Source organism: Halochromatium roseum (assembly GCF_016653315.1).
Classification (GTDB): domain Bacteria; phylum Pseudomonadota; class Gammaproteobacteria; order Chromatiales; family Chromatiaceae; genus Lamprobacter; species Lamprobacter roseus.
In genome coordinates this window covers 1-21,308 of the sequence record NZ_NHSH01000038.1, presented here as the reverse complement: position 1 = coordinate 21,308, position 21,308 = coordinate 1, and the positions used below count along the sequence as shown (strand labels likewise).

General features: G+C 63.5%; 19 protein-coding genes. 8 read left to right on the top strand and 11 right to left on the bottom strand.

Annotated elements, in window-relative coordinates; genetic code table 11:
• Positions 1-2: 2 nt before the first annotated feature.
• The 3 genes from oadA to CCR96_RS03775 are packed head-to-tail and all read left to right on the top strand — an operon-like array spanning position 3 to position 6,993.
• Positions 3-1,871 (top strand): sodium-extruding oxaloacetate decarboxylase subunit alpha, encoded by a 1,869-nt coding sequence (gene oadA, locus CCR96_RS03785; RefSeq protein ID WP_201217531.1) that lies wholly within the window; start codon positions 3-5, stop codon positions 1,869-1,871.
• A gap of 8 nt (positions 1,872-1,879) precedes the next feature.
• Positions 1,880-3,556: a SulP family inorganic anion transporter gene (locus CCR96_RS03780; RefSeq protein ID WP_201217529.1), complete on the top strand. Its 1,677-nt coding sequence runs from the start codon at positions 1,880-1,882 to the stop codon at positions 3,554-3,556.
• Positions 3,553-6,993, top strand: a complete 3,441-nt coding sequence (locus CCR96_RS03775) for an HAD-IC family P-type ATPase (protein WP_201217527.1) — start codon at positions 3,553-3,555, stop codon at positions 6,991-6,993. The genes CCR96_RS03780 and CCR96_RS03775 overlap by 4 nt, the downstream gene beginning before the upstream one ends.
• Positions 6,994-7,003: 10 nt before the next feature.
• Here CCR96_RS03775 and CCR96_RS03770 read toward each other — a convergent pair whose 3' ends face one another.
• The 4 genes from CCR96_RS03770 to mads2 form a co-directional block, all read right to left on the bottom strand.
• A complete protein-coding gene (locus CCR96_RS03770) occupies positions 7,004-8,347 on the bottom strand; it encodes an erythromycin esterase family protein (protein ID WP_201217525.1) in 1,344 nt (447 codons plus the stop codon).
• 32 nt (positions 8,348-8,379) lie between these two features.
• Entirely contained in the window at positions 8,380-8,790 is a 411-nt protein-coding gene (locus CCR96_RS03765; RefSeq protein WP_201217522.1) for a DUF4389 domain-containing protein, read from the bottom strand.
• Between the two features lie 66 nt (positions 8,791-8,856).
• On the bottom strand, positions 8,857-9,249 hold the full coding sequence (locus tag CCR96_RS03760; RefSeq protein ID WP_201217520.1) for an IS1 family transposase: 393 nt from the start codon (positions 9,247-9,249) through the stop codon (positions 8,857-8,859).
• Positions 9,246-11,282, bottom strand: a complete 2,037-nt coding sequence (mads2, locus tag CCR96_RS03755; RefSeq protein WP_201217518.1) for a methylation-associated defense system DNA methyltransferase MAD2 — start codon at positions 11,280-11,282, stop codon at positions 9,246-9,248. The genes CCR96_RS03760 and mads2 overlap by 4 nt, the downstream gene beginning before the upstream one ends.
• A gap of 208 nt (positions 11,283-11,490) precedes the next feature.
• Here mads2 and CCR96_RS03750 point away from each other — a divergent pair, with 208 nt between their 5' ends.
• The 3 genes from CCR96_RS03750 to CCR96_RS03740 all read left to right on the top strand — a co-directional run bounded on the left by CCR96_RS03750 (position 11,491) and on the right by CCR96_RS03740 (position 12,992).
• Positions 11,491-11,853, top strand: a complete 363-nt coding sequence (locus tag CCR96_RS03750; protein WP_201217517.1) for a helix-turn-helix domain-containing protein — start codon at positions 11,491-11,493, stop codon at positions 11,851-11,853.
• A gap of 207 nt (positions 11,854-12,060) precedes the next feature.
• Positions 12,061-12,759, top strand: a complete 699-nt coding sequence (locus tag CCR96_RS03745; protein ID WP_201217515.1) for an SOS response-associated peptidase — start codon at positions 12,061-12,063, stop codon at positions 12,757-12,759.
• Positions 12,756-12,992: a hypothetical protein gene (locus CCR96_RS03740; RefSeq protein WP_201217512.1), complete on the top strand. Its 237-nt coding sequence runs from the start codon at positions 12,756-12,758 to the stop codon at positions 12,990-12,992. The genes CCR96_RS03745 and CCR96_RS03740 overlap by 4 nt, the downstream gene beginning before the upstream one ends.
• On the opposite strand, the gene CCR96_RS03735 is transcribed toward CCR96_RS03740, so the two are convergent.
• Genes CCR96_RS03735 through CCR96_RS03725 form a run of 3 tightly spaced genes read right to left on the bottom strand, consistent with a single transcriptional unit; the run spans position 12,973 to position 13,839 of the window.
• On the bottom strand, positions 12,973-13,452 hold the full coding sequence (locus CCR96_RS03735; RefSeq protein WP_201217510.1) for a hypothetical protein: 480 nt from the start codon (positions 13,450-13,452) through the stop codon (positions 12,973-12,975). The two genes, CCR96_RS03740 and CCR96_RS03735, sit on opposite strands and share 20 nt — an antisense overlap.
• A complete protein-coding gene (locus CCR96_RS03730; RefSeq protein ID WP_201217507.1) occupies positions 13,442-13,663 on the bottom strand; it encodes a hypothetical protein in 222 nt (73 codons plus the stop codon). Before CCR96_RS03730 ends, CCR96_RS03735 begins: the two co-directional genes overlap by 11 nt.
• 8 nt (positions 13,664-13,671) lie before the next feature.
• Positions 13,672-13,839, bottom strand: coding sequence for a hypothetical protein (locus CCR96_RS03725; protein ID WP_201217505.1), 168 nt, complete (start codon positions 13,837-13,839; stop codon positions 13,672-13,674).
• Positions 13,840-14,095: 256 nt separating this feature from the next.
• Between CCR96_RS03725 and CCR96_RS03720 the strand changes: the two genes are divergently transcribed.
• Together CCR96_RS03720 and CCR96_RS03715 are read left to right on the top strand one after the other, a co-directional pair.
• Positions 14,096-14,938, top strand: coding sequence for a hypothetical protein (locus tag CCR96_RS03720; RefSeq protein WP_201217503.1), 843 nt, complete (start codon positions 14,096-14,098; stop codon positions 14,936-14,938).
• A gap of 175 nt (positions 14,939-15,113) precedes the next feature.
• Positions 15,114-15,497: a YchJ family protein gene (locus CCR96_RS03715; protein WP_201217500.1), complete on the top strand. Its 384-nt coding sequence runs from the start codon at positions 15,114-15,116 to the stop codon at positions 15,495-15,497.
• Here CCR96_RS03715 and CCR96_RS25005 read toward each other — a convergent pair.
• The 4 genes from CCR96_RS25005 to CCR96_RS03700 form a co-directional block, all read right to left on the bottom strand.
• On the bottom strand, positions 15,494-15,625 hold the full coding sequence (locus CCR96_RS25005; RefSeq protein WP_274601065.1) for a hypothetical protein: 132 nt from the start codon (positions 15,623-15,625) through the stop codon (positions 15,494-15,496). The genes CCR96_RS03715 and CCR96_RS25005 overlap by 4 nt on opposite strands.
• Positions 15,626-15,730: 105 nt before the next feature.
• Complete coding sequence (locus CCR96_RS03710) at positions 15,731-16,738, bottom strand: CorA family divalent cation transporter (protein WP_201217498.1); 1,008 nt, start codon at positions 16,736-16,738, stop codon at positions 15,731-15,733.
• 151 nt (positions 16,739-16,889) lie between these two features.
• Positions 16,890-18,707, bottom strand: a complete 1,818-nt coding sequence (locus CCR96_RS03705) for an EAL domain-containing protein (protein WP_201217495.1) — start codon at positions 18,705-18,707, stop codon at positions 16,890-16,892.
• Positions 18,704-21,169: a putative bifunctional diguanylate cyclase/phosphodiesterase gene (locus CCR96_RS03700; protein WP_201217493.1), complete on the bottom strand. Its 2,466-nt coding sequence runs from the start codon at positions 21,167-21,169 to the stop codon at positions 18,704-18,706. The genes CCR96_RS03705 and CCR96_RS03700 overlap by 4 nt, the downstream gene beginning before the upstream one ends.
• Positions 21,170-21,308: the final 139 nt, after the last annotated feature.

Sequence of the window (21,308 nt, the reverse complement as noted above, 5' to 3'; positions counted from 1 at the left end):
CCATGTCCGCATCCACGCCAACGTCCACGCCAACATCCACGAACAAGATCCACATCACCGACCTCATCCTGCGCGATGCCCACCAATCGTTGCTGGCGACGCGCATGCGCACCGAGGACATGCTGCCGATCTGCCCCAAGCTCGATGCCATCGGCTACTGGTCGCTCGAGTGCTGGGGCGGCGCCACCTTCGATGCCTGTGTGCGCTTCCTCAAGGAAGACCCCTGGGAACGGCTGCGCCAGTTGCGCGAGGCCCTGCCCAACACCCGCTTGCAGATGCTGCTGCGCGGGCAGAACCTGCTCGGCTATCGCCATTACTCCGATGACGTGGTGCGCGCCTTCGTCACCCGCGCCGCGGCCAATGGCATGGACGTGTTCCGCATCTTCGATGCCCTCAACGACGTGCGCAACCTGCGCACCGCGATCGAGGCGACCAAGGCGATCGGCAAGCACGCCCAGGGCACCATCTGTTACACCGTCAGCCCGGTGCACGACAGCGCTGGCTTCGTCGCCATGGGTCGTGAGCTGGCCGCCATGGGCTGCGACTCCATTGCCATCAAGGACATGGCCGGCCTGCTGACGCCTTATGTGACGGCCGAGCTGGTCAAGGCGCTGAAGGACAGCGTCCCGCTGCCGCTGCACCTGCATTCCCACGCCACCGCCGGCCTCTCCGAGATGTGTCATCTCAAGGCGATCGAGAACGGCTGCGACACCATCGACACCGCCATCTCGGCGCTGGCCGGGGGAACCTCGCACGCGCCGACCGAGAGCCTGGTCGCGGCGCTGCGCGGCACGCCCTACGACACCGGCCTGGATCTGGAAGCGCTGCAGGAGATCGGCGTCTATTTCCATCAGGTGCGCAAGAAGTACCACCAGTTCGAGAGCGAGTTCACCGGCGTCGACACCCGGGTGCAGGTCAGCCAGGTGCCGGGTGGGATGATCTCCAACCTGGCCAACCAGCTCAAGGAGCAGAACGCCCTCGAGCGCATGGGCGCGGTGCTCGAGGAGATCCCGCGCGTGCGCGAGGATCTCGGCTATCCGCCGCTGGTCACCCCGACCTCGCAGATCGTCGGCACCCAGGCGGTGCTGAACGTGCTGACCGACAACCGCTATCAGACCATCACCAACGAGGTGAAGCGCTATCTGCAGGGGCGCTATGGACAGGCCCCGGCGCCGGTGAATCCAGACTTGCAGGAACAGGCGGTCGGCAAGGAGGAGCTGATCGACTGCCGTCCAGCCGACCTGCTCAAGCCCGAGCTAGATCGCTTGACCAACGAGATCGGCACCCTGGCGCGCTCGCCGGAGGATACCCTGACCTACGCCATGTTTCCGGAGGTTGGGCGCGCCTTCCTCGAGCATCGGGCCGCCGGCACCCTGCACCCCGAGCCGCTGGAGCCGCCAACCAGTGGGCTCGGCCCGCAGGCAGCGCCGACCGAGTTCAACATCGCCGTGCACGGCGAGACCTATCACGTCAAGGTGACCGGAGCCGGCCACAAGGGCCAAGCCGAGCGCCACTTCTACCTGGCGATCGACGGCATCCCAGAGGAGGTCCTGGTCGAGACCCTGGATGAGGTGGTGCTGACCGGCGGGGCCGAGGGCGCAGTCAAGACGGCCATCGCCGGAAAACGTCCGCGCCCCACCCAGCCCGGCCATGTGACCACCTCGATGCCGGGCAACATCGTCGACGTCTTGGTGAGCGAAGGCGAAGCGGTCAGCGCGGGACAGGCCGTGTTGGTGACCGAGGCGATGAAGATGGAGTCCGAGATCCAGGCCCCGATCGCCGGCACGGTGACCGGCATCTTCGTTGCCAAGGGCGATTCGGTGAATCCGGACGAGGTGCTGGTCGAGATCGAGCCGGCGACTGGCGGCTGATGCCATCCATGAATCGACTCACATTCAAACATGTCGGACCGGATCTCGCCGGCGGGGTCACCACAGCCATCCTGTCGCTGCCACTGGCCCTTGCGTTCGGCGTGGCCTCCGGGGCCGGTCCCCAGGCCGGTCTGTATGGGGCCGTCTGCGTGGGATTGTTCGCGGCGCTGTTCGGAGGCTCCAGCCGGCTGATCTCCGAGCCGACCGGTCCGATGACCGTGATCATGACCGCGGTCATCACCAGCCTGGTGGCCCGCTACCCCGAGAACGGCATGGCCATGGCCTTCACGGTGGTCATGGTCGCCGGGGCCTTCCAGCTGCTGATCGGGCTCATGAAACTGGGACGTTTCATCACCCTGATGCCCTATGCGGTGATCTCCGGCTTCATGTCCGGCATCGGCATCATCCTCATCCTGCTCCAGCTCCCGCCGATGCTGGGCCATCCGGCGCCCCCCGGAGGCGTGCTGGCCACGCTCGAGGCCCTGCCCCGGCTGATCCAGGACCTGGACTCGACGGAGCTGTTGCTCGGCGGGCTGGCCTTCTGCTTCCTGTTGCTGTACCCGGCTCGGTGGCGTCGCTTCTGCCCGCCGCAACTGCTGGTCCTGCTGATCGGGACCGCCATTGTCCTGTTCTTGCTGCCGCTCGACAGCCTGCGCACCATTGGCCAGATCCCGATGGGACTGCCCAGTCTCGTGCTGCCGTCGTTCACCCCTGAGGAGGTCACCCGGATTCTGCTGGACGGCATCGTCCTCGGCACCCTGGGCGCCATCGACACCCTGCTGACCGCGATGATCGCGGACAGCCTGACCCGGGAACAGCACGACAGCAACCGCGAGCTGGTCGGCCAGGGCATCGGCAACATCCTCTCCGGTCTCCTCGGCGGGTTGCCCGGAGCCGGCGCCACCATGGGGACCGTGGCGAATATCCAGACCGGTGCCCAAACCATCCTGGCCGGCGTGATCCGCGCGCTGCTGCTGCTGATCGTCGTCTTGTGGGCAGCGCCCCTGCTGGCGGATGTGCCGATGGCGAGCCTCTCGGCCATTGCCATGAAGGTGGGCATCGATATCCTCGACTGGAGCTTCCTGAAGCGGGCGCACCGGGTGTCGAAAACCAGCACCCTCCTGATGTACAGCGTCATGCTGTTGACGGTGTTCTACGACCTCATCGTCGCCGTCGGCTTCGGTGTCTTCCTGGCCAATCTGCTCACCATCCAGAAGCTCTCAGAACTGCCGGCGCACAAGGTCAAGACGATCTCCATCCTGGATGACGACATCCAGATCAGCGACGAGGACCGCGACTTGCTCGAGACCGCGGATGGCAACATCCTGCTGTTCCAACTCAGTGGCCCGATGATCTTCGGGGTGGCCAAGGCCATCTCCCAGGAGCATGCCGCCATCGCCAACGCCAAGGTCATGATCCTCGACCTGACGGATGTGCCCTTCCTGGGGACCTCGGTATTGCTGGCCATCGAGAATATGGCCCATGACGTGATCGCGGCGGGAGGACAGGTCATGGTCGCGGGCGCCAGCGAGCCCATCAAGAAGCCCCTGCAGAAATTGAGAATCCTCGATCACGAGGCCGTGTCGGATTACCCGGATCGCCATCGGGCCGTCCAAGCCGCGATGGATGTGTTACGGGAAAGTACCAGAAACAGCCCGCCAGACAGGAACACGGCCACTGTATGATCACCATCGAACAGCTGCTCACCGCCCTCGACCGTCCAACCCTGGACTGGATCGCCGATGGGCTCGCCATCGCGCTGCTGGTGGGTTACCACTTGTATCTGCGCTGGCTCGTCGCCGCGCATCCCGAACGCGCCTACCAAGCACGCGCGGACGCGCTGCGCCATGCCTGGGTGGAGGTGATGCGGGGGCTGGGCGATCACGGCACCCTGGCGGTCAACACCCTGCGCAACTGGGTGTTCTCGGCGAGCCTGTTCGCCACCCTGACCTTCTTGTTCGGACTCCTGGTGGTCGGCTTCGCGCTGCGAGGCTCGGGGCTCGATCGCCTGTCGCAGGCGCTCAGCCTGGCATCCAACGGGGAAGCCGCCGTGCAGGCCAAGCTGCTCCTGCTCGCGGCGCTGCTGTTCACCGCCTTCGTGCGCTTCGCGCTGGCGGTGCGTGACTACAACCAGACCGTGCTGCAGATCAGTCTTCCCGACAAGCAGTTCCACGGGCTGGCCATCGAGACCATTGCCGAGACCCTGAATCGCGCCGGCAACCACTACCACCAGGGCACCCGCACCCTGCTGTTGGGGCTGCCGGTGTTGCTCTGGCTGATCGGCGCCGAGTGGTTTCTGCTCGGCGCCCTCCTCACGCTGGGGCTGCTGCGGAGCGTCGACCTGCGCGCCGATGCGCAGCCCTTGCGCGCACCGCCGACGGCTGTTGAGGGCACCGTGGTCGGCGACCCGCATGCGCTCGAGCCGAGCGCTGTGCTGGCGGCCCTGCACAGTGACGCACAGGGCCTCAGCGGCGCCGAGGCGGCGCGGCGGTTGGATGCTGTCGGCGAGAACCGGCTGCCGGAACCGCCGCGCAACGGCCCCATCAAGCGCTTTTTCAAGCATTTCCATGATGTGCTGATCTACATCCTGCTCGCGGCCGCCGTGGCCACCGCGTTCATGGGGCATTGGATCGATACCTGGGTGATCCTGGGTGTGGTGCTGATCAACGCCATCGTCGGTTTCGTCCAGGAAGGACGCGCCGAGGAGGCGCTGGCCGGGATTCGCAAGATGCTCTCGCCGAGTGCGCTGGCGCGCCGCGATGGCGCCTGGCGCGAGCTCGAGGCCGCGCAGTTGGTGCCGGGCGATGTGGTGCGCCTGCGCGCCGGCGATCGCATCCCGGCCGATCTGCGCCTGCTCGAGGCGGCCAATCTGCGCGTCGAGGAATCGGCGCTGACCGGCGAGTCGGTGCCGGTCTCCAAGGGCGTCGCGCCGGTGCGCGATGATGCCAGCATCGGCGATCGCTTCAGCATGGGCTATTCCGGCACCCTGGTGGCCGCCGGCAGCGGCCTCGGCGTGGTCACCGCCACCGGCCCGCACACCGAAATCGGCCGCATCAACCGCATGATCGCCGAGGTCGAAACCCTGGTCACGCCGCTGATCCGCCAGATGGGCGCTTTCGGTCGGGTGCTCTCGGTGGTGATTCTCGGCCTGGCAGCGGGCATGACCCTGGCCGGCTGGCTGCTCCACCACTGGGGCTGGGGCGACCTGATGATGGCAGCGATCGGCTTCGCGGTGGCGGCGATCCCCGAAGGCCTGCCGGCGATCATGACCATCACCCTGGCGCTTGGCGTGCAACAGATGGCGCAGCGCAACGCCATCACCCGCAAGCTGCCGGCGGTGGAGACGCTCGGCTCGGTGACGGTGATCTGCTCGGACAAGACCGGCACCCTGACGCGCAACGAGATGACCGCGCGCCATCTGATCAGCACCCGTGGTCAGTACGATATCGCTGGGGTCGGTTACGCCCCGGATGGGCATCTCTCGTTCGACAACCGAGGCATCGAGCTATCTGAGCATGCCGACCTGCAGGCCCTGATCGAGGCCTTTGCGGTCTGCAACGATGCCGATGTGATCGAGGACGCGGGGCAATGGCGCCTGATCGGCGAGCCGACCGAAGGCGCCTTGCGGACCCTCGGGCTGAAGGCCGGCTTCGACACCAGCGGCTACCAGCGCCAGGCCGTGATCCCGTTCGACTCCGAGCATAAGTTCATGGCCACGCTCGTGCAGTTGCCAACGCCGAGACGAGACCAGGAGCACGCCCAAGCGCAGGCCAGGCGCATCCTGATGAAGGGCGCGCTCGATCGCCTGCTCGATCGCTGTGCGCATCAGCGCGGCGCCGACGGTCAACCTGAACCGCTCGAGCGCGCCTTCTGGGAAGGCGAGGTCGAGCGCCTCAGCGCCAAGGGGCTGCGCGTGTTGGCCGCTGCCGCGCGCACGAGCGACGCCGCCAAGACCGACCTGCAGCTCGCCGACCTCGACGCCGAGCTGCTCTTCCTTGGCCTGGTCGGCATCATCGATCCGCCGCGGCCGGAGGCCATCGAGGCCATCGCCACCTGTCACTCGGCCGGCATCGGCGTCAAGATGATCACCGGCGATCATCTCGGCACCGCCAGCGCCATCGGCCGCGAGATGGGCGTCGGCGAGCAGCGGGGCGCCATCGCCGGGGCGCAACTGGAGGCTGCGGATGAGGCGGAACTGCGCCGTCTGGTCGCCGAGCATGACATCTTCGCCCGCACCAGCCCCGAGCATAAGCTGCGCATCGTCAAGGCCCTGCAAGCCAACGGCGAGGTGGTGGCCATGACCGGCGACGGCGTCAACGACGCCCCGGCGCTCAAGCGCGCCGATGTCGGCGTGGCCATGGGCATGAAGGGCACCGAGGCGACCAAGGAAGCCGCCGAGATCGTCCTCGCCGACGACAACTTCGCCTCCATCAGTCGTGCGGTCGAGGCCGGGCGCACCATCTACGACAATCTGCGCAAATCGATCCTGTTCATCCTGCCGACCAATGGCGCCCAAGGCTTGGTCATCCTCGCCGCCATCCTGTTCGGTTTCGAGCTGCCGCTCTCGCCGGTGCAGATCCTGTGGGTGAATATGATCACCTCGGTGACGTTGGCGCTGGCGCTGGCGTTCGAGCCCGCCGAGCCCGGCGTCATGCGCCGCCCGCCACGGCGCCCGGATGCCCCGATCCTTGGCGCTTATGCGCTGTGGCGCATCCTGCTGGTGTCGCTGATCATCGGCGTCGCGACCATCCTGATCTTCCTGCACGAGATCGACAGCGGACAGGGTCTGGCAGTGGCCCAGACCATGGCGGTGAATACCCTGGTGGTGGGGCAGATCTTCTATCTGCTCAACAGCCGCTTCCTGCTCGAGTCCGGACTGCGGTTGCGCTTCTGGCTGACCAATCCGGCGGTCTGGATCGCGATCACGGTCATGCTGGTGCTGCAGGCCTTGTTCGTCTATGCCCCCTTCATGCATCTGTGGTTCCATACCGCCGCGCCGCAACCACAAGAGTGGCTACTGCCGCTGGGTATCGGCGTGGCGGTGTTGTTGATCGTGGAGCTGGACAAAGCCGTGATGCGGGCCGTCTCGGCGCGCGCCCAGCGGCGCCGGCGTGCGGGCTGAGCAACCGCCCTCAGCGTGCCGGAATCGGTGTCAGCGCCTCGGTCTCATGGATGAAGACAAAGGCGTCGTAGCGCCGAGGTAGCACCGTCGGCACATAGTTGCCGGGAACCTCGCGCTCGGGTCGGTAGACCACGCCGATGGCGCGATGCCCGTGGGGTTGGCGCAGCGGCGCCGGGACCGAGGCATCGAACAGGAACAGCAGATCCTCGCCATCACCGGCCGCGTGCATGGCGGCCTCGATGCTGTCGGGCGCCGCCGGGGGCGCAGTCATCCGCTCCATCGGTGCCGCCCAGGCGCTCCCAGCGAGCACGCGGCCGCGCCAGGTGCCGAACCCGACCGCCGCGACTTGCTCGGGGCCGAGTCCCTCGCGCGCGAGCTGACCGATATTGCGCCGCTGTTGACGCGCCATGTCGGTCGCGCGCGCATCGCCGACATGAGTGTTATGCGCCCAGACAATCCCTTTCGCATCGGTGCCATAGAAGTCGAGCAGGCGCTCCAGCGTCTGATAGAAGTGATCGACTCGGGTATTCCAGGACTCGGGGCCGCGTCCGGCCATTCCGCCGTAATGCTGCTCGGCATTCTTCACCACCCAGGCCATCTGCTTGAGATGGAGGTATTCCGCCGCATCGATCTCCAGCTGATCACGCTGTTCCCGAAGGCGCTCGACCACCGCGCGCGCGTTACCGCCGAGTCCGTCTTCGCCGCGTTGAAGGCTCAGCACATAGGCGCGGGTATCGTCCACCAGCGCATCGAAGGGTGCGTACTGCTCGCGCAGCCACTCAGCCTCCTCGGCGTCGATCGCCGCCATCGAGGCCGGTAGCTCGCGCAGCGCGTCGGCCTTGCCGTAGACATCGAGGCCATAGAAGCCGACCCGTCGCTCCGCTGGCAGCTTGGCATTGTAGGTCTTGAGCCACTCGATGAGCGCGGCGGTCTCCTCATTGGCCCACATCCAGGTCGGCCAGCGCTCGAAGGTACGCATGATCTCGCGTGCGCTTGTCGCGTCCTGATCATAGCCTTTGACGTAGCGATTGAGGCGGTAGAGCGCATTCCAGTCCCCCTCGACGGCGATGAAGCGAAACCCATGCTCGGCGATCAGGTCGCGGCTGATCTCGGCGCGCAGGCTGTAGAACTCAGAGGTCCCGTGGCTGGCCTCGCCCAGCAGCACTACTCGCGCCGGGGCGATCCGCTCGATCAACGGAGACAGGTCGGGTGGCGCGCCGAGCGGGATCGCGATCTCGCGCAAGGCGCTCACCAAAGCCTCCTCGGCCAGGGTCAGCTCCGAGCCAAGCATCAGCAGCAGCACCAGTAGGCATCGGCCTAAGGTCTTACGAGGCGGATTGTTCAGGACCATCATGTGATCTCTCCCCGTTCGAGAACCGGCGGCTGTCACTTTTCATCGCGGCGCCATCGCGGCGCGTAAGGCATGCCCCGCGCCTCCCTCGGACGCGAGAACGGGAAGGGTGGACGTGGATCGACGCAGGTCAAATAGCCGGCGACATCGCCCATGTAGGCCGATAAATACTCGTTGAAGCGGCGCAGCATCGAGATCGGGCGCCCGGTGGCGATGATGGACAGATACTGCAGGATGGCGATCGCGAAGATGCTGTAGTTCAGCACCTCGAACAACAGCGCGTACAGCAGCATGAAGACCGCTTGCAGGAGCGTCAAGCCGATGCGGATGAGCAGGTTCGGGTGATCGGCAAAGTGCGGCCAGCCATCGCCACGGGCCTCGGTCGTGACGGTGGAGGCATCGAGCGGCTCGTGGGCAATTGGGATTTGGTCATCTTGTGGATGCATGGGGTGGCCTCAATCGGTTGGATATGACAGGGTGTCGGCAGCGGGGTAGTGCTCTACATGTGTTTCTCACACGGCAAGGCCGAACTCATATCGATTGATAAAAAGCCCAATGACAGTATCGTGCATGACGTCGAGTTTGGAAAAACAGATGGTTTTCCGTGCCAGGCGTTTAATACGTGTTCTGAGCGTAAGATGCTTGCGTTCAATTTTTTGTGTATTGGCCTTACCAGTCACTTGCTGCTGCTCCGGTAGATGACGTTGATAGGCTCCCCAGTCGTCAGTAAAAAATATTCTAATGCCGAATGGCCCAAGAAGAGCCTTCAGCTCGAGGAACACCTCATCTGTACGCCGACCAAACACATAGGCAAGAACTGCCCCGACCAAGACGGCATACCTCGGAATATCGATGCCGATATTCTTCAGGCAGCGATAGCGATGGGCCTCGATGCGCGTGATCATCCGTCTTGCTGCCTCAGAAATTCGCGGTATTTCTCAGCGATCACCGGCAGATCATTGTCTTCGATCTTCTCGCTGCGCGTCAGCACCCGCTCGACGAAACGGCCACCGATACGGATGCGCTCAACGTGCTGACGCGGGACGACGATCTCCTCGCCATCCGGGGTGCGCTTGTAGAGCTTGTTGCCGCGTCGGTCGAAGCCGACCTTATCGGCGACTGCCATGAAGACCTGGTACGCCTCTGCCCCTCCCAGCGCCTCCGCCTGTTTCTCCTCTTCACTCTTGCGGCGCAGGAACAGCAGGCTGGTGAGGATATTGACGTTGGCCTCGGCGATGAAGGCCTCCACCGGTAGGTCGACGGAGGCCAGTACCTGGGTCTCGCGCATGATCCACCAGCGAATGTACTCGGCCGCCGGGTTGCCAAGGACACCATCGGGCAGAACGATACCCATGCGCCCGGTACCGGGCTTGATCCATTTGATGCAACGCTCGATGAAGAGGATCTCGGGCGACACGCTGCCTTGGAGTCGACCGGTATTGCGGAAGCCACCTTCTCCGTCGCGCTCCCACACCCGAGCCAGCTCGTATTGTTTCAGGATCTCCGTGTCGGTGATCGGGATGTCCGAGCCGAAGGGCGGATTGGTCCCAAGCACGTCCACCGAGCCGAGCGGGATCTCTTTTCTCGCCGTCTCCAGGTCGTTCAGATGCCCTTTGGGGAACTCGAGCGAGTTGATGTTATAGATATGGCCGCGACCATCGCCGGCCAGGACCATGTTCATCTGCGCGGCACGGATCAGGAAGGGATCGAAGTCCGCTCCAAACACCTTGGCCGCGGCGAAGTCTCGCAGTCGTTCATGCACATTGAGAAACTCGAGGGTGTTCTCCTGCCCGGCCTGGATCTTGGCCTCCGCGCGAAACAGAGCCAGCATGTACGCCAGAAGGCCAACCAGAAAGCCACCCGTGCCACAGGCAGGATCAAGAAAGACTTCACCCTCCTTTGGCGCAAGCATCTCGATAACGAGTTTCACCGCCCCTCGTGGTGTGAAATATTGCCCGCGATCACCTCGCAGGTTCACCCCAACCAGCTCTTGGTAGGCAACGCCCTTGGCGTCGACGTCGGTGCGGGTTAAGTCATACTTGGACAATTCGGAGACAATGAACGCCAGGGCACGATCCGATAGCGTGATCTCTTCGTTGCCTCGGAAAATAGTGCGATAGTGCGTCTTGACCTCTCCGAAGAGGCTGTCGATCCGGCCGCGGATCGCGGTGCGTCCCTCTTGGGTGAATTGCTCCTTGGGTCCGGCCCAGAAACGCCGCTGCCAGGCCTGGCGCTGTTTAGTGCGTAGCCCCTCGTCGTGCATCTTGCAGAAGATGAGATAGAGGAACTGCCAAAAGGCCGCATCCTTTGGCATCCCTTCGTTGCCGTGGATAAAGTTGTGGCAACGCCGGAAGGTGATCTTGAGCATCTCGTTGTCGGCAACACGGGTGTGCGCGTCCGAGAGGACATCCTTGGTGTCAACCGACGCTTCCGCCATCGGCCAGTCACCGATGGGGTTGCACTTGGTCTCGAAGCGTCGTTGCTCCTTTTCCAGGAAGAAGAACTCCAGACTGTTGGTCCACAGGCCATATTGCACAGCCTCTAGGTCGCGCATGATGGTCTCGAGCTCCTCAAGGTCTTTGGCGGCCTGCTCAAAGTCGCGGATGCGCGCCACGTTCTTGCCGACGGTCGGCTCTGGTCGACAGAGGACAACGCGACTGAGGTTCTCGAGGCGATGCGGCTTGCCGTGGTGGAAGATACCGACATCCACTTTCTTACGGCCCCCGATCGAGATGTCCCGCTCCATGTCTTCGGGCGAAAATCCGTACTCATGGATCAGCGCTCTCACCACCCGCTGACGCACCAGCTCTTTCTTCGTCTCCTTGATTTGCTTGCCTGAAATATAGTCGAGCGTGTAACCGGCTGGAATCGTGCGCTCCTTCGTATCAACAGCCTCCTGTGCTGCGGATTCATCCTGTTCTCTTGCGGATTCGCTCATCTCGTCGCCCTTTGCACACGCGTTAAATCGTCTTGTCGCCCTCAATCTGGACAGCCACTCGCCGCTTTGGACAGCGAGCACCCCCATCAAGCCTGAGCAAGCCGCTTGCACGCGCCGAGCCCAGGCGGTCAGAGAACGATCGGTCGACTACTCTAGCACAGACAGATATGCGTTGCATAACACTAAACAGCGTGCTAAGTTGCCAATCATGAAGACCTTTGGCGACACCCTCCGTGAGCTTCGCGTCGCCCAGGAGCTGGGCCTCCGGGAGATGGCCGGCAAGATTCGGATCTCGCCAGCCTATCTGAGCCGGATCGAACGTGGAAAGGAGCCCCCGCCGAGTCCCGAAGTGATCAAGGCCATGGCCGCCGTGCTCGCCGTCGATCCGGACATCTTGTTTCGCCTCTCATCCGCGACCGACCCTGAGATCACTGACTTTCTACGCGCACAACCTGAGGTGATGAGGCTGCTGAGACTGATCCTCGAGGCTGAGCTCAGTGACCAGGACATCCAGCGCGTGACGGCGTTTGTCAGAGAGATCTGCGATCAACATGAGTCGTCGTCGCCTTAGCCTGCGCTGCGGCGCGCCAACGACTTCTAGCTTCCTCAGCGGTCGATTGGCCGACTGCTGAGTGTCCTGGTCTGCGCCGCTCCCGATGTGCCCGGAGTCGGACAGCCACTGGCAGGATCTGCGGCGTTCTGCGTCTGTCAGACACGCCATGCATGTGCTCGCCGATATCGCCCGTTCACTCATCACCTTGACCGAAGGAGGCCCGGCATGTGCGGACGCTTCGCCCAATACGCCGATCCTGACACGCTCGCCGATCACTTCGGGCTCGCAATGGCAGCGGTTGACGCACAACCGCGCTACAACGTCGCGCCGACCCAACCGGTGCTGGCAGTGCGACGGGCCGAGGACCAGCCGCATCGCGAGTACGTGAACCTGCGCTGGGGCTTGGTACCGTTCTGGTCCAAAGGGCCGGATAACCGCTACAGCATGATCAACGCCCGCGCCGAGACGGTCGCGAGCAAGCCAGCCTATCGGGCCGCGTTCGCGCAGCGTCGCTGCCTGATCCCGGCCGATGCCTTCTATGAATGGCAAGCGGGGAAGGATGGCAAGCAGCCGTATGCGATCCGCCGCAAGGATCAGGCGCCGTTTGCGATGGCTGGCCTCTGGGAGCATTGGCAAGGCAATGACGGCTCGGTGATCGACTCCTGCACGATCATCGTCACCGAGGCCAACGCCCTTCTGGCGCCGATCCATGACCGGATGCCGGTGATCCTTGATCCCGCCGACTATGGCACCTGGCTCGGCACTGAGCGCCCGGAGCAGGAGGCCGACAAACCGACACTGCAGTCACTGCTCAAGCCGGCCGATCCGAGCGGCTGGGAGGTCTATCCGATCTCGCGGGCGGTGAACTCGCCGGCCAACGACAGCTCGGAACTGCTCGAGCCATTCGCCGCTGGAGCGCCATGAACCCATCCCCGCCCGCTGAAACCCTGACGCTTGCGATCGACCCGTCTCTGCTCGAGCATGTGCGCGAGCGCCTGGCACAACGGCATCGCAACACACCGCCTGAGGAACTGGTCGCGGCACTGGTGACCACCATCCTCGATAACTCCGGCTACCCGATCAGTGCCACGCGCACGGACGCTGGCAAGATCCGCATCCGCTACCGGCTGCGCTCGTTCAGCGAGCCGATCCTGTAGCACCGCCTGGACTCAACCCGAGGTCGTCCTGCGATGCCGGCTGGCGCAGCGCAAGATAGAGCAGCGGACCCAGTAGCGGCATGTGCACAGCCAGCGCGGACCAGCCGCTCAGGCGCAGCCCGCGCCGCTGTCGATCCATCACCGCACAGCGATGCAGCGCGAGTGTCAAGACCAGGAGGTCGGCACTCATCACGGCGATGAAGGCCGAGTCCTGAAGCTGGGCGGCGAAGACGCTCGGGTTTCCAGCCAAGAGCGCAAAGCCAATCAGCCCCAGAGCCATCAGCAGCAACACCACGCCGGCGATCCGCGAGCCGAGCGCGCGCACAAAGGCACCGGGTGCCCGCTGCAAGGGCGCGCGCAGGTCCCGTATCACCAGATAGGGCAGCAAGACGAAACCACCCAGGACGAAGCTGCCCAGCGCAAAGGGCCAGGAGCTAGGCTTGCCGGTATCAAACAGCAAGGATGGCGAGGAAGGCGACCGGCAGGACCCCGAGCAGGTTGAACACGGCGATCGCGATCGGATCGACGGCTTGCACGCGCGCCAAGGCGAGATCGCGGAGTTGGCCGAGCAGGTCCGCTGGAACCGGAGGTGCGAACAACAGCGCGTAGGCCAGCAGCAGGAGCCAGAGTACGGCGAACAGCCAGCGGTCGAAACGGCGATCGGTGAGCACGATATCAATCAGGTTCCTGGGTTGGTCATGAATGCCGAGCGCGCTGTCTTCATGTCCAAGAATGGTGTGCTATCCAGGCAATCCAACCCGCGCACCCACAGCAGCGACCAGGCATCCGACGCTTGGGGGTGCTCCACGGCGATCTCGCCAGGGCGTTTGGACTGCTGCGGGCTCATCGCAGCGCTCCGTGGTTGTCACCCTTGAGCGATGCCATCGGACACTAAGCCGCACCCGACCAAGAGCGCGCAAGATAGACCGCTCAACAACACAGCGGCCAGCCGATTTCGTTGCCTCCATGGGTTGTTTATCGACATGACCTCCTGATGCCGGAACTGATCGCAGGAACCAACATCAGCGGATGGGGCGAGCCTGTGGCAAGCTGCTGACTCACCGCTATTGACGTCAAGCTGACCCCGGAGGAGCTTTCCCGTTTTGCACGACCAACCACAGACGCTCAACCAGCCGCTCTGCATCTACCACGCGGATTGCCTGGATGGTTTCTCGGCTGCTTGGGTCGTCGACACCGCTCATGCGCAGTCCGGCCTCGAGCTCTATCCCGGTGTGCACCAACAGCCACCGCCGGATGTCCACGGGCGTGAGGTCATCCTGGTCGACTTCAGCTACAAGCGCGACCTGCTGCTGGCCATGGCCGATGCAGCCAACCGTATCCTGATCCTCGATCACCATCGCTCTGCCAAGGCTGATCTGGCCGACCCGCCGGAGAACGTCACCACGATCTTCGATATGGATCGGTGCGGCGCCATGATCGCCTGGTCGCATTACTTCCCTGACCGGCGCCCTCCTCGCTTGCTCGAGCACGTCCAGGACCGCGACCTCTGGCGCTTCGAGCTGCCCGGCACCCGCGAGATCACCGCCACACTGACCTCCTATCCGTTTTCGCTGGACGAATGGGACCGGCTCATGCACGAGGAACCCAAGGCACTGCGCGAGGAAGGCATCCCGATCCTGCGCCAACACGACAAGGACGTGCAGGAGTTGGTCGAGACGTTGGCCTATCGCAGCCAGATCGCTGGCCATGAGGTGCCGGTCATCAACGCCCCCTCGAAGTACAGCTCCGATGTCGGAGCGGCACTTTGCGGCGGTGAGCCGTTTGCCGCCTGCTACTGGGATACGCCCGCTGGACGGCGTTTCAGCCTGCGTTCGGATGCACAGGGCCTTGATGTCTCGCGGATTGCCGCCGAATTCGGCGGTGGTGGGCATCGCAACGCGGCTGGCTTTCTCGTGCAGCAGCCCATGCCGCATCAGCTCGCTTAAGCCGCACGATCTGTCTGCTTCGAGCAGGCGTGCTCCACTGCGCGCCAGGCCACTCGCTGGGCTCACGCTGAGCTTGTCCCAGTGGGCATTCTGCGGAAAGCTGTTGATCATCGTTGACTCGACGCCTGCCGAAACCGGTTCAGGCGTCGCCACCAAGAGGACCTGAGCGTTGTCGATGCCCTGCCCCTGCGGCTCCGAACACACCCTTGCCGACTGTTGCGGTCCGTTCCTGGCCGACGCTGCAGTGCCACCGACCGCCGAGACACTGATGCGCTCGCGCTACACGGCCTTCACCCAAGGTGCTGTGGAGTATTTACGCGCCACCTGGCACGCCAGCACACGCCCCGCCGAGATCACCTCGGACCCGGCGCCGACCTGGATGGGCCTCAAGATCCTGACCACCAAGGCAGGTGGTCCCGATGACAGCGAAGGCTGGGTGGAGTTCGTCGCGCGCTACAAGATCGGCCGACGTCCGTTGCGGCTGCATGAGCGCAGCCGCTTTCTGCGCGAGGATGGGGCCTGGCGCTATGTCGATGGGGTGTTGGACCCGCTGCGTTAGCCGGTCTCGGCATCAACACGGATCAACGCCGCGCGCTTCGCCGGTCGCAGGCCGATCCAGTCCAAGCGTCCAGGGCGCGAAAAGGTCTGCATCAGCAACGCCAGTGGGCTGTGCTTGGAGAGGATCATGGCTTCCATCATACAGACGCGGTGGGCACTCAGGCTGAATCTGGCGCTCATGCTCGGACTTGGGCTCGGCGAGGATACCGGCACCGGCCGTCTCAGCGGCACTGTTTAGAGCCAGCCTTTGCGGCGGAGATACCAAAGTTGGGCGGCGACCAAGAGGCCAAGGAAGAGACAGAGCAGCAGGAACGCCCAGCGGTCAGTCGCGTCCGGAATGCCAGCAAGATTGACCCCGAGCAGGCCGGTGATGAAGGTCAGTGGAAGGAAGATCGCGGTGATCACCGTCAGCGAGAACAGTCGCCGTTCGGTCTTTTCGGTGGAGCGTTGCAGGATCTCTTCTTGGGTGATCTCGCTGATCCGCTGCGCCGCGTCTAAGCCTTCGATGTACTGGGTGCACTGGTGCACCACCTCTCCTGCCCGCTCGCGGTTGTTCTCTGACAGCCAGGGCTGATGGCTGGCCGCCAGCCGTTCGAGCGCGCGGCGCTGCGGACCGAGGAAATGTCGCATGCGGATCATGACACGCCGCAGATGGGCGAGCTCGGCCACCAAGTCTTCCGTGGGCTTGGCGTCGTGGAGATGGCCGATCCGGTGCGCCTCGTCGAACTGTTCAAAGATTAGTTGTTCCATGTGCTGGGTCATCAGGTCAGCGCATTGGCAGATGAGGTCGCCCACATCCGTCGGTCCCTGTCCCTTCACGAGACTGCGTTGCAGATCGGAGGCGGCGCGCACCGGTTCATGACGACCGCTGATGACCCGCTCGCCATCACTCCAGAGGCGTAAGGTCACCATGTCCATCGGCAGCCCGCCCGGCCTGAAGTTGATCCCTTTGAGGATCAGCAGCAGGGACCGCCCGCGCTGCTCGAAACGCGGAGTAACGCGCGCGGCGGTCAACGCGTCCACAACCAGCGGGTCGATGCCGCTGTGGGCGCTGAGCCAGCGTTGCGCGTTGGCATGCTTGAGGTCGAGATGAATCCAGATCGGCCCCTGCGCTGAGTGCGGCTTGGGTTCGGCATCCGCTTCGAGATCCGCCCACTGCAGTGCCTCTCCCCCGCCCTGGCGATCAAGTCGGAAGGCGCAGACGAGGCCGAACCGATGGGCATAACCGGTCTTCAGTCGCACGACGGGCCTTGCGCTTGGGCGATTTAATGGGTTGTGACGACTGTCCATCAGACCTCGTTCATGGCGTTGGTTGCTGCTGATCCGCGAAGCCTCCGCGCATGGCACACACTAACCCCTTCGTGTCTTGGGCCACCCGACGCAACCTTGAGGATCAAGCAACCCGGTGCGGTCCGCAGCGGCGCTCGATGAACAGACTGTTGCCTGCTTGCTGCTTGGCCATGTGCTTTGCATCGGCGGCCATGGTTGCGACATCGTGGAAGGAGTCACAGCAGTCTGGGTCGGGTCGCACCGCGCCCAGCGAGAGGCTGAGAAAGGGAAAGAACACCCGAGTGCCCAGGCGATCCTCACCCCAGAGGCCGCCGTTCTCGCGGTCGGTTGCGTTGTAGAAGCCCGGTGCCTGCGCCTCGAAGGTCGCGAGGATGCGCCGGCACCGCGCCTCCCAGTCGTCATCCTCGAACAGGATCACGAAATCATCGCCGCCAACATGGCCAACGAAATCGCCCAGCGTGCCACATTCGCTCAGCAAGAGCGTTGCCACCGCGACGATCACCTCGTCCCCCTTGCTGTAGCCATAGGCGTCGTTGAACGGCTTGAAGTGGTCCAGATCGACGTAGACGACCACGAACGCACGCCCTTTGCGCAGCCGAGCGTTGATCTGCTGATTGATCGGGACGTTGCCCGGCAGGCCGCTCAAGGGATTGGCATGCCGCGCCGTTTGCAGTTGCAAGGCGGTGATCTCGCGCAGCAGATCGACCATATAGCCGACCCCCAGATAGCGGCCGTTGCGCGTGATCAGGAAGTCGGTCTGGGCATGGCGTTGGTTGTCATCGGTGAGCTTCTGACTGACCTCGCTGATGGGGGTGTCATGCTCGACCATCACCGGCCTGGCATCCATGAATAATTGGATCGGTTTGCGGCCATGCAGATCGCGTCCGTAGCGGCTGAGGAAGAGGTTCATGAAGTCCATTCGCCGCACCAGGCCAAGGGGTTTGCCTTTCTCTACTACTGGCAGGGTCTGCAGTTGGCGCGCCGCATGAAAGACCTCAGCGACCTCCTCGACGCTATAATCCGCGCACACGGGCGGGATCTCGGTGGCCAGTCCGGCGACCGTCGCCGTCTGCGCATCGCTCAGGCCGCCATCGGCGTCGGCAGCGCCGCAAAACAGCTTTTTGCGCAGCCGTTTCCTCGGCGCTGGATCGAGTGCGCCGATATAGGTGCCCTGCAGAAGCGGGATAGCGAGCGCCTCGGCAGCGCGCAGATCCTTTTCGGTGTCGATCCCGGTGGCGACGACCAGGGCATTGAAACGCCGAGCCAGATCCAGGGTGGCACGCGCGAATTCAAGGCTGGGCACAGGCGACTGCAGGGCTTCGATCTGGCCACGCCCCAATTCGATATAGTCTGGGCGCAGGACCTGCACATCGACGAGAGCGCCATGACTGTCGCCGAATCCGCACAGCGTAAACTGGATGCCCAGCGCGCGGAGATTGGCCAACAGTCGACTCACTGCCTTCAGGCTGGAATGGGCGCTGTGCTCGGAGAGCCCCAACACGAGCGTTTCCGGCTCTAACCCAGCCTGCGTTAAGGTTTCATGCAGCCGGTCAATGGAAAAGCCGGGGTCGTTGAGCGCCGCCCACCTGACCCGATAGAACAGTTTGCCGCCGAGTCCTTGCGCCTGGAATTTTGTGGCAAGGCTGTTCAGGGCTGCCAGCGTCAGCTCCGCCGAGCGCCCACAGTGCTCGGCGACGCCGAACAGCGTCAAGGGTAAACGGAGCGGGCTGTCGGCGGGTCCGCTGACCTGACCGCGGTAGCCATGCGGGTCGCGCAGACGTAATTCGGCAATCGGCGCGAAGGCGGACGTCAGCGATAGCCGCGCTAAGATCTGATCCAGATCCCGCATGGAGGCGTCATCGATCGAATCGCCGGTGCTCGGATCACCGCAGAGCGCATGGCCAAGCGACGTTTGGATCACCTGCTGCTCTGCCTCAACTGTTGAAGTGGCTCGCTGGCTGCGTCTTGGTATCGCTGGAGGGCCGCTTGCTCGATGAGCGCATAGAGGTCATCGAAGGGCATGGGTCGCGCGAGCAAGAAGCCTTGCAGGAGGTCACAGCCTTCGTTGGCAAGGAAGGCGCGCTGTTCATTGATTTCGACGCCCTCGGCAATCACGGTGAGCGACAGGGTCTTAGCCATCGCGATCGCTGCGCGCAGGATCGCCAGATCCCTAGCATCGCTGACGACATCGGCAATCAGCGAGCCATCCAACTTCAAGGCGTCGAGTGGAAGCCGTTTGAGATAACTCAGCGAGGAGTAGCCGGTGCCAAAATCGTCCAACTCGATACCGATGCCCTGATCACGCAACTGCTCGAGGATCTCGATGGCATGGTCCATGTCGTGAAAGAGGCTGCTTTCGGTGAGTTCGAGCTTAAGACCTTGGGCCGGTGCCGCATTGGATTTGAGCGCCTGCTCAACCTTGTCCAGGAAGGCTGGATCAGAAAACTGGCGCGGACTGATGTTGACCGAGAGCGAGAACTGATCGTGCAGGCCCGACCGCCAGATCTGGCTCAGATGCCGACAGGCGGTGTCCAACACCCAGTTGCCGATTCCTAGGATCAGGCCGGTTTCCTCGGCGAGGGGGATAAAGTCACCCGGAGCCACCATCCCTCGCGAGGGACTGTGCCAGCGCAGCAGTGCCTCGGCGCCGTGCAGCAACCCATTTGGGTGGAACTGGGGCTGGTAATACAGCATCAGCTGGCCTTGCTGGATCGCATCCGCAAGTTCCTGGATGAGCGAGGTCCGCGAATGCATCTCCGCTTCCCGCTGTTCACTGAACAGGCAGACGCGGTTGCGTCCGCTCTCCTTGGCCTCGAACATGCCAATATCGGCGCGTCGCAGGAGTTCATCGGCGCCGAGGGACAGGTCATGGAACAGGCTGACGCCGATACTGACGCTGGTCTGATACGGGCATCCCCGATCCATCAATCGATACGGCTGATGGAGGGCCTGCTGAATCGCCGTGGCGAGTTGCATCGCCCTCTGTTGCGCCTTGCTTGGGTCACGGCCCAAGCCCTCCAAAATGACCACGAATTCGTCGCCACCGAGCCGGGCGACGGTATCCGAGGCGCGAACTTCTTTGCTGACGCGACGACCAACCTCAATCAGGAGCGCATCACCGACATCATGACCTTGGGTGTCGTTCAAGATCTTGAAGTTGTCCAGATCCATCATGAGCAGGGCACCATAGCGCTCACTGCGCTGCGAGGTCGCGAGTGCATGCTCTAGGCGATCACGGAGTAGCCGTCGGTTGGCGAGCCCGGTCAGCGGGTCATAGAGCGCGAGTTCCCTGATCTGATCCTCGGAGCGTTTGCGGTCGGTAATCTCCCACAGATAGCCATGCCAAAGGGTGCCGCCATCAGGCAGACGCTCGGGAGTCGCGTTGCCCTCGAGCCAGATCTCGCCGCGATCGGGATGCTGAACCCTGTATTGATCGTTCCAGACGCGCAATGCACGGGCCGAGGCATAGATGCCGTTGGTATGGTGCTCGACATCCTCGTGGTGGATGCGGGTCAGCGCGGCTGCGGCGTCTTCATGCACCTGCTCCGGCCAGAGACCATAGAGGTCGATGATGCCCTGGCTGACGTAGGGAAAGCGCGTGGAGCCATCCGGGCGCAACTCGTACTGAAAGATGAAGCCAGGGATGTGCTCTGAGAGCTTGTACAGCCGGCTCGAAAGCTCGGACCGCTCGCTGATATCCTGCAGGGTGCCGGATAGACTGATCAGCGCTCCATCGGGATCGTGCCGGGCAACCACGACCTGATGGATCACACGTTCCTGCCCATCGGGACGTTGGATGCGGTATTCGAACTCCAGCCGGCCCGCATCGGCTTGGGCGGTTGCCTGCTCCAAGTGGGCGTCCCAACGCTCGCGATCGTCGGGTCGCACCCGGCGCTCAAGCGTTTCGAGACTCGGCTCAACGCTGTCTGCGCTGATGCCGAGGATCTCGCGGGTCTGCTCGGAGCAGCTCAGCTTCTGTGTGCGAGCATTCCATTGCCAATCCCCAACGGCTGCCAGTTGCTGTGCCGAGACCAGACGGCCGCGCGTTTCCTCAAGTTGCGCGATGGCCTCTTGGAGCGAGTCAATCGATTCAGTGACGCGTTTTTCCAGCGGCCGAAAGATCAGGATGAGCTCGAGCAAGAGTACTAGCAGCGCCGCCAGCCAGATACCCAGCTCGAAGCGCTCGATGCGCAGGATCGATTCCCGTCCGATGCGTTGGTATTCGTCGACCGCCGCATCCAACATCGGCTCGAGGGCATAGGGTCCGTATACATTGAGGAAGATGTAGGCGGCGTTGTTCGGCGTTAAGGTCTCCATCTCGGTCGCGTAGACCCGGCGGGCGCGCTCGAGAAAGCTGGCCAGGGCCTTGTCGACGCCAAGCATCGGATCCTCATAAGACTTGTGACCAAATAATAATCGTTTTCTCATTGAAAAACATAGTTATTTTTGAGGTTGGCCAACCCTGCAACGACCAAGATCACCTGATCAGCCATGCGAGTAGCACGATTTCTGAACGTGTTGG

What these genes read in the sequence shown, in the direction of transcription:
- CCR96_RS25005 (WP_274601065.1), bottom strand. Translation starts at nt 15,625, where the DNA reads ATGATCCTCTCCAAGCACAGCCCACTGGCGTTGCTGATGCAGACCTTT.
- CCR96_RS03715 (WP_201217500.1), top strand. Translation starts at nt 15,114, where the DNA reads ATGCCCTGCCCCTGCGGCTCCGAACACACCCTTGCCGACTGTTGCGGT.
- CCR96_RS03760 (WP_201217520.1), bottom strand. Translation starts at nt 9,249, where the DNA reads ATGATCACGCGCATCGAGGCCCATCGCTATCGCTGCCTGAAGAATATC.
- mads2 (WP_201217518.1), bottom strand. Translation starts at nt 11,282, where the DNA reads ATGAGCGAATCCGCAAGAGAACAGGATGAATCCGCAGCACAGGAGGCT.
- CCR96_RS03745 (WP_201217515.1), top strand. Translation starts at nt 12,061, where the DNA reads ATGTGCGGACGCTTCGCCCAATACGCCGATCCTGACACGCTCGCCGAT.
- CCR96_RS03725 (WP_201217505.1), bottom strand. Translation starts at nt 13,839, where the DNA reads ATGAGCCCGCAGCAGTCCAAACGCCCTGGCGAGATCGCCGTGGAGCAC.
- CCR96_RS03765 (WP_201217522.1), bottom strand. Translation starts at nt 8,790, where the DNA reads ATGCATCCACAAGATGACCAAATCCCAATTGCCCACGAGCCGCTCGAT.
- CCR96_RS03740 (WP_201217512.1), top strand. Translation starts at nt 12,756, where the DNA reads ATGAACCCATCCCCGCCCGCTGAAACCCTGACGCTTGCGATCGACCCG.
- CCR96_RS03780 (WP_201217529.1), top strand. Translation starts at nt 1,880, where the DNA reads ATGAATCGACTCACATTCAAACATGTCGGACCGGATCTCGCCGGCGGG.
- CCR96_RS03775 (WP_201217527.1), top strand. Translation starts at nt 3,553, where the DNA reads ATGATCACCATCGAACAGCTGCTCACCGCCCTCGACCGTCCAACCCTG.
- CCR96_RS03770 (WP_201217525.1), bottom strand. Translation starts at nt 8,347, where the DNA reads ATGATGGTCCTGAACAATCCGCCTCGTAAGACCTTAGGCCGATGCCTA.
- CCR96_RS03700 (WP_201217493.1), bottom strand. Translation starts at nt 21,169, where the DNA reads ATGCTTGGCGTCGACAAGGCCCTGGCCAGCTTTCTCGAGCGCGCCCGC.
- oadA (WP_201217531.1), top strand. Translation starts at nt 3, where the DNA reads ATGTCCGCATCCACGCCAACGTCCACGCCAACATCCACGAACAAGATC.
- CCR96_RS03750 (WP_201217517.1), top strand. Translation starts at nt 11,491, where the DNA reads ATGAAGACCTTTGGCGACACCCTCCGTGAGCTTCGCGTCGCCCAGGAG.